This window comes from Streptomyces sp. NPDC048277 (genome assembly GCF_040652235.1).
GTDB lineage: Bacteria > Actinomycetota > Actinomycetes > Streptomycetales > Streptomycetaceae > Streptomyces.
Map to the genome: position 1 here is coordinate 45,922 of NZ_JBEZLQ010000026.1, position 12,737 is coordinate 58,658.

Annotated in this window: 9 protein-coding genes; 6 read left to right on the forward strand and 3 right to left on the reverse strand. The window is 69.9% G+C overall.

Going from position 1 to position 12,737, the window contains the following annotated elements; genetic code table 11:
* Nucleotides 1-28 precede the first annotated feature (28 nt).
* Entirely contained in the window at nucleotides 29-964 is a 936-nt protein-coding gene (locus AB0D85_RS40250; protein WP_362332017.1) for an LLM class flavin-dependent oxidoreductase, read from the forward strand.
* On the opposite strand, the gene AB0D85_RS40255 is transcribed toward AB0D85_RS40250, so the two are convergent.
* Genes AB0D85_RS40255 through sucC form a run of 3 tightly spaced genes read right to left on the reverse strand, consistent with a single transcriptional unit; the run spans nucleotide 954 to nucleotide 4,518 of the window.
* Nucleotides 954-2,495 (reverse strand): aldehyde dehydrogenase family protein, encoded by a 1,542-nt coding sequence (locus tag AB0D85_RS40255; protein ID WP_362332020.1) that lies wholly within the window; start codon nucleotides 2,493-2,495, stop codon nucleotides 954-956. The genes AB0D85_RS40250 and AB0D85_RS40255 overlap by 11 nt on opposite strands.
* Nucleotides 2,492-3,376 (reverse strand): succinate--CoA ligase subunit alpha, encoded by an 885-nt coding sequence (gene sucD, locus AB0D85_RS40260; protein ID WP_362332023.1) that lies wholly within the window; start codon nucleotides 3,374-3,376, stop codon nucleotides 2,492-2,494. Before sucD ends, AB0D85_RS40255 begins: the two co-directional genes overlap by 4 nt.
* An 11-nt stretch (nucleotides 3,377-3,387) precedes the next feature.
* The gene (sucC, locus tag AB0D85_RS40265) at nucleotides 3,388-4,518 is read right to left on the reverse strand and encodes an ADP-forming succinate--CoA ligase subunit beta (RefSeq protein ID WP_362332026.1); all 1,131 of its coding nucleotides are present in this window, start codon (nucleotides 4,516-4,518) and stop codon (nucleotides 3,388-3,390) included.
* Nucleotides 4,519-4,662: 144 nt separating this feature from the next.
* On the opposite strand from sucC, the gene AB0D85_RS40270 reads away from it, so the two are divergent.
* The 5 genes from AB0D85_RS40270 (at nucleotide 4,663) to AB0D85_RS40290 (ending at nucleotide 12,659) form a co-directional block, all read left to right on the forward strand.
* On the forward strand, nucleotides 4,663-6,345 hold the full coding sequence (locus AB0D85_RS40270; RefSeq protein WP_362332029.1) for a thiamine pyrophosphate-binding protein: 1,683 nt from the start codon (nucleotides 4,663-4,665) through the stop codon (nucleotides 6,343-6,345).
* Nucleotides 6,346-6,357: 12 nt separating this feature from the next.
* A complete protein-coding gene (frc, locus tag AB0D85_RS40275) occupies nucleotides 6,358-7,590 on the forward strand; it encodes a formyl-CoA transferase (RefSeq protein WP_362332032.1) in 1,233 nt (410 codons plus the stop codon).
* A gap of 4 nt (nucleotides 7,591-7,594) precedes the next feature.
* On the forward strand, nucleotides 7,595-9,739 hold the full coding sequence (locus AB0D85_RS40280; RefSeq protein WP_362332035.1) for an acetate--CoA ligase family protein: 2,145 nt from the start codon (nucleotides 7,595-7,597) through the stop codon (nucleotides 9,737-9,739).
* 126 nt (nucleotides 9,740-9,865) lie between these two features.
* Nucleotides 9,866-11,254 carry an OFA family MFS transporter gene (locus AB0D85_RS40285; protein ID WP_362332038.1) on the forward strand — a complete coding sequence of 463 codons (1,389 nt, stop codon included), beginning with the start codon at nucleotides 9,866-9,868 and terminating at the stop codon, nucleotides 11,252-11,254.
* Between the two features lies 1 nt (nucleotide 11,255).
* Nucleotides 11,256-12,659: an OFA family MFS transporter gene (locus AB0D85_RS40290; protein WP_362332041.1), complete on the forward strand. Its 1,404-nt coding sequence runs from the start codon at nucleotides 11,256-11,258 to the stop codon at nucleotides 12,657-12,659.
* Nucleotides 12,660-12,737 lie beyond the last annotated feature (78 nt).

Sequence of the window (12,737 nt, forward strand, 5' to 3'; positions counted from 1 at the left end):
CGGCTGATGATTTACTACGCTGACGGACATGACGACGACTGCGACGACGGTGCCGACCGTGCGTTTCGGCATCAAGACCACCCCCATGCACGTCCCCTACGACGACATCCGCCGTGTCTGGCAGGAGGCCGACGCGATACCGGAGATCGCGGACGCCTGGCTCTGGGACCATCTGCTGCCGGTGGCCGGGCCGAAGGACGGCGCCGTCCATGAGGGCTGGACGCTGCTCGCCGCCCTGGCCGCGCAGACCGAGCGGTTGCGGCTCGGTCTGCTGGTGACCAGCAACCGGATCCGGCCGCCCGCGCTGCTCGGCAAGATGGCCTCGACCGTGGACGTGGTCTCGGGTGGCCGGCTGGTGCTCGGCCTGGGTGTCGGCGGGACGCACCAGCCGCCGGGGGCGGGCGGGATCCCGGGCCCGAATCCGGCGGTCGCGGAGTACGAGGCGTACGGCCTCACGCTGGTGCCGCCCGCCGAAGGCATCGCCCGGCTCGACGAGACCGTACGCATCCTGAAGCTGATGTGGACCCGGGACGTCTTCGACTTCGACGGCGCGCACTACCGGCTCAGGGGGACCCGGAACGAGCCCAAGCCGGTGCAGCGCCCGGGGCCTCCGCTGCTGATCGGCGGCTGGGGCACCCGGCTGCTGCGGCTGGCCGCCGAGCACGCCGACGTCTGGAACGTGCCCGGGCCGCCGCACAACACCGTGGAGTTCGTCGCCGGGCGGGCCAGGGTGCTGGACGCGCACTGCGCCGAACTGGGCCGGGATCCGGCGGAGATCGTCCGCTCGGTACAGGTCCTGGTGTCGTACGACGACCCGGCGGCGACCCGGGCCACGGTCCTCGGCCTGGTTCGCGCGGGCATGAACCACATCGTGCTGAGCCTGCCGCGCCCCTATCCCGAGGGTGTGGTGCGCAGGCTCGCCGAGGAGGTCGTCGCGCCTGTGCTCACCGCCGTCACGGCATGAGCTGATACTCCGCGAAGTTCCCCGGCAGCCGCTCCCCCGCCGGGCCGCGCGTCACCGCCCGCACCAGCAGGTCGCCGCCGACGAAGGCGCCCCGCCAGGACGCGCCGAATCCGCCGAACAGTTCGTCGCGGTCCCCGCGCGACCGCGGCTTTCCGTGGCCGACCTTGAAGGCGCGGATGTGCGGGGCCAGCCGCGCGAAGGTGGCTTCGTCGTCGGTGGAGAGCGTGGCGACCAGCGCGCCGTTGGACGCGTTCATGGCGGCCAGCAGTTCGGCCTCCGTGTCGACCAGGACGATCGTGTCGACCGGGCCGAAGGGTTCCGCGTGGTGCAGCGGGGAGGACGGGGGCGGGTTGAGGAGCGTGACCGGGTGGAGGTACGCCGAGGTGTCCTGGCCGGGCAGGAAGCGCGCGTCGGCCGGGCTGCCGCGGTGCAGTGGGACCGCGCCGCGGTCCACGGCCTCGGCCACCTGGTCGGTCAGGTCCTTGGCCTTGGCCGCGTTGATCACCGGCCCGAAGTCCAGTTCGGGGAGCGGGTCCCCGGGGTCGGAGACCGCGAGGGGGTGGCCGATCCGCAGCTCGCGGACCGCCGGGAGGTAGGCGGTGAGGAACTCGTCGAACAGTTGGCGCTGGACGACGAAGCGGGGGTAGGCGGTGCAGCGCTGTTTTCCGTAGTCGAAGAGCTTGGGGACTACGGCCGTCAGCGCGGCCCAGTCGGTGAAGTTCCAGATGCCCCAGGTGTTGAGTCCCTCCTGTTCGAGTACATGCCGTTTGCCGAGGTCGGCGACGGCCGTGGCCACCGCGGCTCCCGTGTCCCGGCCGCCGACGAAGGAGACGCAGCCGATCTCGGGTGCCCGCACCAGCGCCTCGGACAGCTCGCCCCCGCTGCCGCTGAGGAGGGTGACCGGCAGACCCTCCCGGGCGGCCAGGGCGCAGGCCAGGGTGAGACAGGCGACCCCGCCGTCGGTCGGGGTCTTCGCGACGACCGCGTTGCCCGCCAGTGCCTGGACCAGTACCGCGTGAACGAGCACGCTCATCGGGTAGTTCCAGCTGGCGATGTTGGACACCGGCCCGTCCAGCGGGGCCCGGCCGGCGAGCATCGGCTCGATGCCGTCGACGTACCAGCGGACCCCGTCGATCGCGCGGTCCACGTCCGCCTGGGCCAGCCGCCAGGGCTTGCCGATCTCCCAGACGAGGAGCAGGGCGAGGAGTTCGCGGTGTTCGGTGAGGGCGTCGAGCGTGGCGGCGACCCGGGCCCTGCGCTCCTCCAGTGGGACGTACCGCCAGGCGCGGTGCTGGTCGAGGGAGGCGCGGACGGCCTGCCGGGCGGTGTCCCGGTCGAGCCGCGGGGCGCCGGCGATGGGGCTGCCGTCGACGGGGCTGGTCGCGGGCAGCGGGCGGCCGTCGGGCTGCCAGGCGGCGGCCCAGAGGTTGAGGACGCGGTCGTCCCGGAAGGCCTCGGGGGCGACGGCGAGGCAGCGCGCCCAGGCGTCGTGCCAGCCGGTGCCGGGCTTGCGGACGAGGGCCATGGTCATCCCCCCGCTGCCAGGAGTTCGAGGACGAGCCGGGCCGTCTCGGTGGGTGTGCTCCCCACCCGCACCCCGGCCGCTTCCAGCGCCTCCTGCTTGGCCCGCGCGGTGCCGGCCGAGCCGGAGACGATGGCGCCCGCGTGCCCCATGGTGCGGCCCTCGGGCGCGGTGAACCCGGCGATGTAGCCGACGACCGGCTTGGTGACGTGGTCCCGGACGTACGCGGCGGCCCGTTCCTCCGCGTCACCGCCGATCTCCCCGATGAGGACGACGAGTTCGGTGTCGGGGTCCTCCTGGAACGCGGCCAGGCAGTCGATGTGGTTGGTGCCGACGACCGGGTCACCGCCGATGCCCACACAGGTGGAGAAGCCGATGTCCCGCAGCTCGTACATGAGTTGGTAGGTCAGTGTGCCCGACTTGGAGACGAGCCCGATCCGGCCCGGCTTGGTGATGTCGGCCGGGATGATGCCCGCGTTGGACTGACCCGGGGTGATCAGGCCGGGGCAGTTGGGCCCGATGATCCGGGTGCCGTTCCGCTTCGCGTACGAGGTGAAGGCCACCGAGTCGTGGACCGGGATGCCCTCGGTGATCACGACCGCGAGGCCGATACCGGCGTCGGCGGCCTCCAGCACCGCCGCCTTGGCGAACGCGGGCGGCACGAAGACGACGGTGACATCGGCGCCGGTCGCCGCCATGCCCTCGGCGACCGTGCCGTAGACGGGGACGGCCCGGTCGTCGAAGTCGACGCTCCGGCCGGCCTTGCGCGGGTTGACCCCGCCGACGACATCGGTGCCGGCGGCGAGCATCCGCCGGGTGTGCTTCATGCCCTCGGCGCCGGTCATGCCCTGGACGAGGACCTTGCTCTCCTTGGTGAGGTAGATCGCCATGACACAACTCCTCAGACGGCGTGGGCGAGTTCGGCGGCACGGCGGGCGGCGCCGTCCATGGTGGCGGCCTGTTCGACCAGGGGGTGCGCGCGTGCGTCGAGGATCGCCCGGCCGCGTGCCGCGTTGTTGCCGTCGAGGCGGACCACCAGCGGCTTGGTCAACCGGACGGTCTCCAGGGCCTGCACGATGCCGTCGGCGACCGCGTCGCACGCCGTGATCCCGCCGAAGACGTTGACGAACACGGACTTCACGGCCGGGTCGGAGAGGATCACCGACAGCCCGTCGGCCATGATCCGGGCGGACGCCCCGCCGCCGATGTCCAGGAAGTCGGCGGGCCGCGCGCCGCAGCCGGCCACCACGTCCAGGGTGGACATCACCAGCCCCGCACCGTTGCCGATGATGCCGACCTCGCCGTCGAGCTTGACGTAGTTGAGTCCCTTCGCGGCGGCCGCCGCCTCCAGCGGGTCGTGGTGCTCGCCCTCCTCCGCGCCCCAACGTGACTGCCGGAAGCGGGCGTTGTCATCGAGGGTGACCTTGCCGTCGAGGGCCAGGATCCGGCCCTCTTCGGTGCGCACGAGCGGGTTCACCTCGACGAGCACCGCATCCTCGCGGACCAGCACCTGCCAGAGCCGTACGAGGACGTCGACGGTCTGCGGCGGCAGTCCGGCGGCCGTGGCGATCTCCTGGGCCTTGGCGGAGGTCACGCCGACCGCGGGGTCGACGCGGACCCGGGCCACCGCCTCCGGCCGGGTCGCGGCCACCTCCTCGATCTCCATGCCGCCCTCGGCGGAGGCGATGGCGAGGAAGCCGCCGGCCGCCCGGTCGAGGACGTACGAGACGTAGAACTCGCTGTCGATGGCGACGGGTTGGGCCAGCATCACCTTGCCGACCGTGTGTCCCTTGATGTCCATGCCGAGAATCTGACGTGCCGTGAGCTCCGCCGCGGCCGGGTCGGCGGCGAGCTTCACCCCGCCCGCCTTGCCCCGGCCACCGGTCTTGACCTGCGCCTTCACGACGACCTTCCCGCCGAGTCGGCGGGCGATCTCGCGGGCCTCCTTGGGTGAGTCGGTTACCTCTGCCCTCGGCACCACGATGCCGTGTTCCTCGAAGAGTTCCCTTGCCTGGTGCTCGTACAGGTCCATTTCGGCTCCTGTCTTGAAAGTGCCGCACGCCCCCTGGACACCACCCACCGGATGCGGGATAACAAGGTTCATACAGTATCCGTCGACTGTATGCAATGTACCGCGAGAGCGTTCCAACCCCCTACGAAGGGACAGGACTTCGCCATGCCCGACGACACCCAGGACGTGATTTCCGGTGGTCATCTCGTTGCCAAGGCGCTGAAGGCCGAGGGGGTCGACCGTATCTACACCCTGTGCGGCGGCCACATCATCGACATCTACGACGGCTGCGTCGACGAGGGCATAGAAGTCGTCGACGTCCGCCATGAGCAGGTGGCCGCCCATGCCGCCGACGGCTACGCGCGCATCACCGGCAGGCCCGGTTGCGCGGTCGTCACCGCCGGTCCGGGTACGACCGACGCCGTCACCGGGGTCGCCAACGCCTTCCGCGCGGAGTCCCCGATGCTGCTGATCGGCGGCCAGGGGGCGCACAGCCAGCACAAGATGGGGTCCCTCCAGGACCTGCCGCACGTCGACATGATGACGCCGATCACCAAGTTCGCGGCGACCGTCCCGGACACCGCGCGCGCCGCCGACATGGTGTCGATGGCGTTCCGCGAGTGCTACCACGGCGCACCCGGCCCCTCCTTCCTGGAGATCCCGCGCGACGTGCTGGACGCCAAGGTCCCGGCGGAGAAGGCGCGGGTACCGAAGGCGGGCGCCTACCGCGCCTCCACCCGCTCGGCCGGCGACCCCGAGTCGATCGAGAAGCTCGCCGACCTGCTCGTGCACGCGGAGAAGCCGGCCATCCTGCTGGGCAGCCAGGTCTGGACGACCCGGGGCACCGCGGCGGCCATCGACCTCGTCCGCACCCTCAACATCCCGGCCTACATGAACGGCGCGGGACGCGGCACCCTGCCGCCCGGCGACCCGCACCACTTCCAGCTCTCGCGCCGGTACGCCTTCTCCAACGCCGACGTGATCGTGATCGTCGGCACGCCCTTCGACTTCCGGATGGGCTACGGCAAGCGACTCTCCCCCACCGCGACCGTCGTCCAGATCGACCTCGACTACCGCACGGTCGGCAAGAACCGGGACATCGACCTCGGGATCGTCGGGGACGCGGGCCTGGTCCTGAAGTCGGTGACCGAGGCCGCCTCCGGCCGGGTCAACGGCGGGGCGTCGCGGCGCAAGGAGTGGCTCGACGAGCTGCGCGCCGCCGAACAGACCGCACTGGAGAAGCGGTTGCCGAGCCTGCGCTCGGACGCCTCCCCCATCCACCCGTACCGCCTGGTCAGCGAGATCAACGACTTCCTCACCGAGGACTCCATCTACATCGGCGACGGCGGCGACATCGTCACGTTCTCCGGGCAGGTCGTGCAGCCCAAGTCGCCAGGGCACTGGATGGACCCCGGGCCGCTCGGCACCCTCGGTGTCGGCGTCCCCTTCGTGCTCGCCGCCAAGCAGGCCCGCCCCGACAAGGAGGTGGTCGCCCTCTTCGGCGACGGCGCCTTCTCGCTCACCGGCTGGGACTTCGAGACCCTGGTCCGCTACGACCTGCCCTTCGTCGGGATCGTCGGCAACAACTCCTCGATGAACCAGATCCGTTACGGCCAGGCCGCCAAGTACGGCAAGGAGCGCGAGCGGGTCGGCAACACCCTCGGGGACGTCCACTACGACAAGTTCGCCCAGATGCTGGGCGGTTACGGCGAGGAGGTCCGCGACCCCGCCGACATCGGCCCCGCCCTGCGCCGGGCCCGCGAGTCGGGCAAGCCCTCGCTGATCAACGTCTGGGTCGACCCGGACGCGTACGCCCCCGGAACCATGAACCAGACCATGTACAAGTGAGGTGGAACGCCCATGACCACCAAGGCACTTGAGGGCATTCGCGTCCTCGACATGACCCATGTCCAGTCGGGCCCCTCCGCCACCCAGCTGCTCGCCTGGCTCGGTGCGGACGTCGTCAAGCTGGAGGCGCCGACCGGTGACATCACGCGCAAGCAGCTGCGCGACCTCCCGGACGTCGACTCCCTCTACTTCACGATGCTCAACTGCAACAAGCGGAGCATCACCCTCAACACCAAGACCGAGCGCGGCAAGCAGCTGCTGACCGAGCTGATCCGCCGCTCGGACGTCATGGTGGAGAACTTCGGGCCGGGCGCGGTCGACCGGATGGGGTTCACCTGGGACCGCATCAAGGAGATCAACCCCCGGATCGTGTACGCCTCCATCAAGGGGTTCGGGGACGGCCCGTACACCAACTTCAAGGCCTACGAGGTCGTCGCCCAGGCGATGGGTGGGTCGATGTCGACCACCGGATTCGAGGACGGGCCGCCGCTGGCCACGGGCGCTCAGATCGGCGACTCGGGCACCGGAGTGCATACAGTAGCCGGGATACTGGCGGCACTCTTCCAGCGCGAGCGCACCGGCCGCGGGCAGCGCGTCAACGTCGCCATGCAGCACGCCGTGCTCAACCTCTGCCGGGTGAAGCTGCGCGACCAGCAGCGCCTCACCCACGGCCGGCTCGCCGAGTACCCGAACGAGGACTTCGGCGACGAGGTGCCCCGCTCCGGCAACGCCTCCGGCGGCGGCCAGCCCGGCTGGGCGGTCCAGTGCGCACCGGGCGGCCCGAACGACTACGTCTACGTGATCGTGCAGCCCGTCGGCTGGCAGCCGATCACCCAGCTCATCGGCCGGCCCGAGCTCGCGGACGACCCCGAGTGGGCGACGCCGGAGTCCCGTCTGCCCAAGCTGAACAAGATGTTCCAGCTGATCGAGGAGTGGTCCTCGACGCTCCCCAAGTGGGAGGTGCTGGAGCGGCTCAACGCCCACAACATCCCGTGCGGGCCGATCCTCTCCACCAAGGAGATCATCGAGGACGAGTCGCTGGTCGCCAACGAGATGGTGGTCACCGTCCCGCACCCCGAGCGCGGTGAGTTCGTGACCGTCGGCAGCCCGCTCAAGCTCTCCGACTCCCCTGTCGAAGTGGTCAGTTCACCCCTCCTCGGCGAGCACAACGAAGAGGTCTACATCGGCGAACTGGGCCTCGGCGACGAGGAGCTGCGCCTGCTCAAGTCGAACGGAGTGATCTGACGTGATGGCAGAGGACCGGGAGCTGCGGGTCCGCGCGCTCCTCGACTCCGTGCGCGCGGAGGGCCGTACGGCACTCACCGCGCCGGAGGGCAAGGTGATCGCCGACGCGTACGGGATCGCCGTACCGGGCGAGGAGCTGGCCACCGACGTCGACGAGGCGGTGGCGTACGCGGCGCGCTTCGGCGGACCGGTCGTCATGAAGATCGTCTCACCGGACATCCTGCACAAGACCGACGCGGGCGGGGTGATCGTCGGCGTCGAGGGCGCCGCGGACGTGCGCGCGGCCTTCCACCGGATCGTCGAGAACGCGCGCGGCTACAACGCCGATGCCCGTATCGAGGGCGTCCAGGTCCAGGAGTTGCTGCCGAAGGGCACGGAGGTGATCGTCGGCGCGGTCACCGACCCGACCTTCGGGAAGGTGGTCGCCTTCGGGCTCGGCGGGGTGCTGGTCGAGGTGCTGAAGGACGTGACCTTCCGGCTCGCGCCCGTCTCCGCCGACGAGGCGCTGTCGATGCTGGACTCCATCAAGGCGGCCGAGGTGCTGCGCGGGGTGCGCGGGCAGGCCGGGGTGGACCGCTGGGCGGTCGCCGAGCAGATCCGCCGGGTGTCCCAACTGGTCGCGGACTTCCCGGAGATAGCCGAGGTGGACCTGAATCCGGTGATCGCCACGCCGGAGGGCGCGGTCGCCGCCGACATCCGGATCATCCTGGCGGAGCACCAGCCGCCACCGCGCCGGACGTACACACGCGACGAGATTCTGGGAACGATGCGGCGGCTGATGCAGCCCCGTTCGGTCGCCGTGATCGGTGCCTCCAACGAGCAGGGCAAGATCGGCAATTCGGTGATGCGCAACCTCGTGGACGGCGGCTTCGCCGGGGAGATCCATCCGGTGAACCCCAAGGCCGATGACATTCTCGGCCGCAAGGCGTACAAGAGTGTCACGGACGTTCCCGGTGAGGTGGATGTGGCCGTCTTCGCCATTCCCGCCAAGTTCGTGGCAGCGGCGCTGGAGGAGGTGGGCCGGAAGAGGATCCCCAACGCCGTCCTGATCCCGTCCGGTTTCGCGGAGACCGGCGAGCACGAGCTCCAGGCCGAGATCGTCGCGATCGGCGAGCGGTACGGCATCCGTCTTCTCGGCCCCAACATCTACGGCTACTACTCCACCTGGCAGGACCTGTGCGCCACGTTCTGCACGCCGTACGACGTGAAGGGCGGGGTGGCGCTGACGTCCCAGTCGGGCGGGATCGGCATGGCGATCCTGGGCTTCGCCCGCACCACCAAGACAGGCGTGTCGGCGATCGTCGGACTCGGCAACAAGTCGGACCTGGACGAGGACGACCTGCTGACCTGGTTCGGCGAGGACCCGCGCACCGAGTGCATCGCGATGCACCTGGAGGACCTCAAGGACGGCCGCGCGTTCGTCGAGGCCGCGCGAAACACCGTACCCAGGAAGCCTGTTGTGGTCCTGAAGGCGGGGCGTACGGCCGCCGGTGCGAAGGCGGCCGGTTCGCACACGGGCGCGCTCGCGGGCGACGACGCGGTGTACGACGACATCCTGCGGCAGGCGGGTGTCATCCGGGCGCCGGGCCTGAACGACATGCTGGAGTACGCGCGCGGCCTGCCGGCGCTGCCGGCCCCGCAGGGCGACAACGTCGTGATCATCACGGGTGCGGGTGGCAGTGGTGTGCTGCTCTCGGACGCCATCACCGACAACGGTCTGACCCTGATGGAGATACCGCCGGACCTGGACGAGGCGTTCCGGCGCTTCATCCCGCCCTTCGGAGCCGCGGGCAACCCGGTGGACATCACGGGCGGCGAGCCGCCGTCGACGTACGAGGCGACGATCCGGCTCGGTCTGGAGGACCCGCGGATCCATGCGCTGGTGCTCGGTTACTGGCACACCATCGTCACCCCGCCGATGGTGTTCGCGGAGCTGACCGCGCGGGTGGTCGCGGAGTTCCGGGAGCGGGGCATCGAGAAGCCGGTCGTCGCCTCGCTCGCGGGGGACGTCGAGGTCGAGGAGGCCTGCCAGTACCTGTACGAGCGGGGGGTCGTGGCGTACCCGTACACGACCGAACGGCCGGTGGCGGTGCTCGGCGCCAAGTACCGCTGGGCGCGGGCGGCCGGGCTGCTGGGGGGCGCGTCATGACGTAGCCGAGGAAGGGGCCGGCCGGCGGAGCGCGTCCTCGGCCGGCCCCGGGACCCGTGCGCGCACGAAAGGCATTGGACAGGGGGCGCTGGCCAGAACTTTCGACGCAAGGGGTGCTGAGCGAACATGTCATCCATCGATCTATCGGCGTCCGTCCCCTTCAGGGAGGTGACGGACCGCAACGGCCGCAGATACCGGATCGGCGAGACAGATGTCGATCTCATGGGCCGCACAAGGAAATGGATGGTCATCCTGCCCTGGGTGGGCATGATGGGCATCAGCTCCGCCGAGTACGCGTTCACGTCGGCGGAGGAGACGCTCCACGAGGCGCATCTGTGGAGCAGTGGGCACATCTTCTGGCTGATGGGCGTCTGGGTGTTCTTCCAGGCGGCCGTGGCCTTTCCGGCCGGGCAGCTGCGGGAGAGCGGACGGCTCCCCGCCCGTACGGCCATGCTGATCGGCGCGGCCGGCACGCTGCTGGGCTATCTGGCGCTGGCGTTCGCGCCGAACGTCGTCGTCGCCTATCTCGGCTTCGGCATGTGCAGCGGGATCGGCGCCGGTCTCGTCTACGCGAGCTGCGTGAACATGGTCGGCAAGTGGTACCCGGAGCGCAAGGGCGGCAAGACGGGCTTCGTGAACGGCGGTTTCGCCTACGGCTCCGTGCCGTTCGTGTTCCTCTTCACCTCGGTCCTCGACCTGAGCAACTACCAGGTCGTGCTCTCCGCGGTCGGCGTCGGACTGTGTCTGGTGGTGGCGTCGGCGGGCTGGTTCTTCCAGGACCCGCCGAAGAACTGGTGGCCGCCGCACGTCGATCCGCTGAAGGCCACTCAGGATCCGCGCATCCGGCGGGCGTTGGAGAAGAACCCGCCGGCGGTCAAGCAGTACACCCCCAAGGAGGCCGCCCGTACGCCCGTCCTGTGGATGATGTGGTTCTGTCTGCTGTGCACGGCCGGGATCAATATCTTCGGCATCGCCTTCCAGGTGCCGTTCGGCAAGGACATGGGGTTCGCGGGCGGGATCGTCGCCACCGCGATGTCGTTGAAGGCCATCGTCAACGGCACCGGGCGCGGCGTCATCGGCTGGATCTCCGACCGCTACGGCCGCCGCAACACCCTGATCATCGTCTGCATCGTGCTCGGCACGGCACAGTTCGGAGTTCTGGTCTCCGGCCAGATGCACAGCATGCCGTTCTTCCTGTTCTGCTCGATGGTCTCCGGTTTCGGCGGCGGGGCGATCTTCCCGCTCTTCGCGGCCATGACGGCGGACTACTTCGGTGAGAACAACAACGCCACCAACTACGGGATGGTCTACAGCTCCAAGCTGATCTCCGGCCTGGTGGGCTCCGGTCTGGGCGCGGTCGTCGTGGGTGAGTGGGACTACCACGGCGCGTTCGTCCTCGCGGGCTCCGTCGGCCTGGCCTCCGCAGTGCTGGCCCTCTTCCTCAAGGCACCGGGCAGGCCCAGCGCCCGGCGCATCGTCCCCAACCCGCATCCGCTCGGCGAGGAGATGGCGTGACATGTCGGCAGACCCTGTAGCCACGAACAGCACCGGCGCCGAACGACGTCCGTACCGTGAGGTGACGGACGCCCGCGGCCGTGTGTACCGGATCGGCGAGACCGACCGGGACATCCTCGGCCACTCCCGCAACCTCATGGTGTACCTGCCGTGGATCGCCATGATGGCGATCAGCGTCTTCGAGTACGCGTACGGCTCCGCGGAGGACACCCTGTCCCACGCGCACGGCTGGACGCAGTCCAACACCTTCTGGATCCTGAGCATCTGGGTGTTCTTCCAGGCCGGCATCGCCTTCCCGGCGGGCTGGCTGCGCGAGAAGGGCATCCTGACCGCACGGCGCGCCATGTACACCGGGTCCGTGATGTGTCTGATCGGCTTCCTGGCCCTCTCCCACATCAGCGAGATCTGGCTGGCGATCATAGGCTTCGGCGTGATCGGCGGCCTCGGTTCCGGCCTGGTCTACGCGACCTGCATCAACATGGTCGGCAAGTGGTTCCCCGAACGCCGGGGCGCCCGCACGGGTTTCGTGAACGGCGGCTTCGCCTACGGCTCACTGCCCTTCATCTTCATCTTCAACTACGCCTTCGACACGGCCAACTACCACCGGGTCCTGGACCTGATCGGCGCCTACGTCATGATCGTGGTCCTGGTCACCGCGTTCTTCTTCAAGGACCCGCCGAAGAACTGGTGGCCGGCCGACATCGACCCGCTCACCCACGCGGGCGGCACGAAGTCCACGACGGCTCTCGCCAAGAACCCTCCCGCGGTACGCCAGTTCACGCCCAAGGAGGCGATCCGCACCGGCATGCTCCCCCTGATGTGGATCGCGATCGTCATGACGGCCGGCGTCTCGATCTTCGGCATCTCCTTCCAGGTGGACTTCGCGAAGGACGTCGGCTTCGGCCCGCTCGTCGCCGCCTCCTCCATGGGCGTGATGGCGGTCATCAACGGCGTCGGCCGGGGTGTCGTCGGCTGGCTCTCCGACCGCTTCGGCCGCAAGTCGACACTGGTCTTCGTCATCGTCGTCCTGGGCCTCGCCCAGTTCGGCGTGATCTGGGCCGGTGACGTCAAGAGCGAGTGGCTGTTCCTGTTCTTCGCCTTCCTCTCCGGCTTCGGCGGCGGCGCCTTCTACCCGCTCTTCGCCGCCCTCACCCCGGACTACTTCGGCGAGAACTACAACGCCACCAACTACGGCCTGGTCTACAGCGGCAAACTCATCTCCGGCCTCTTCGGCGGCGGCCTCGGCTCCATGGTGGTAGGCGCCTGGGGCTACAACGGCGCGTACGCCCTGGCCGGCGGCATCTCGATGCTGGCGGCGGCGGTGGCCCTGCTGCTCCGGCAACCGGGCCGCGAGACGGGCACGGGGGCGACGGTGGTGACGGCCCAGCCGCAGACGGCGACCTGACGGTTCCTCCGCCGCCATCGGCGTACGACAGGCCCTGGGGCACCCCTGCCCCGGGGCTCGTCGGCCTGTGCCGCACCC

What these genes read in the sequence shown, in the direction of transcription:
- AB0D85_RS40250 (WP_362332017.1), top strand. Translation starts at nt 29, where the DNA reads ATGACGACGACTGCGACGACGGTGCCGACCGTGCGTTTCGGCATCAAG.
- AB0D85_RS40255 (WP_362332020.1), bottom strand. Translation starts at nt 2,495, where the DNA reads ATGACCATGGCCCTCGTCCGCAAGCCCGGCACCGGCTGGCACGACGCC.
- sucD (WP_362332023.1), bottom strand. Translation starts at nt 3,376, where the DNA reads ATGGCGATCTACCTCACCAAGGAGAGCAAGGTCCTCGTCCAGGGCATG.
- sucC (WP_362332026.1), bottom strand. Translation starts at nt 4,518, where the DNA reads ATGGACCTGTACGAGCACCAGGCAAGGGAACTCTTCGAGGAACACGGC.
- AB0D85_RS40270 (WP_362332029.1), top strand. Translation starts at nt 4,663, where the DNA reads ATGCCCGACGACACCCAGGACGTGATTTCCGGTGGTCATCTCGTTGCC.
- frc (WP_362332032.1), top strand. Translation starts at nt 6,358, where the DNA reads ATGACCACCAAGGCACTTGAGGGCATTCGCGTCCTCGACATGACCCAT.
- AB0D85_RS40280 (WP_362332035.1), top strand. Translation starts at nt 7,595, where the DNA reads ATGGCAGAGGACCGGGAGCTGCGGGTCCGCGCGCTCCTCGACTCCGTG.
- AB0D85_RS40285 (WP_362332038.1), top strand. Translation starts at nt 9,866, where the DNA reads ATGTCATCCATCGATCTATCGGCGTCCGTCCCCTTCAGGGAGGTGACG.
- AB0D85_RS40290 (WP_362332041.1), top strand. Translation starts at nt 11,256, where the DNA reads ATGTCGGCAGACCCTGTAGCCACGAACAGCACCGGCGCCGAACGACGT.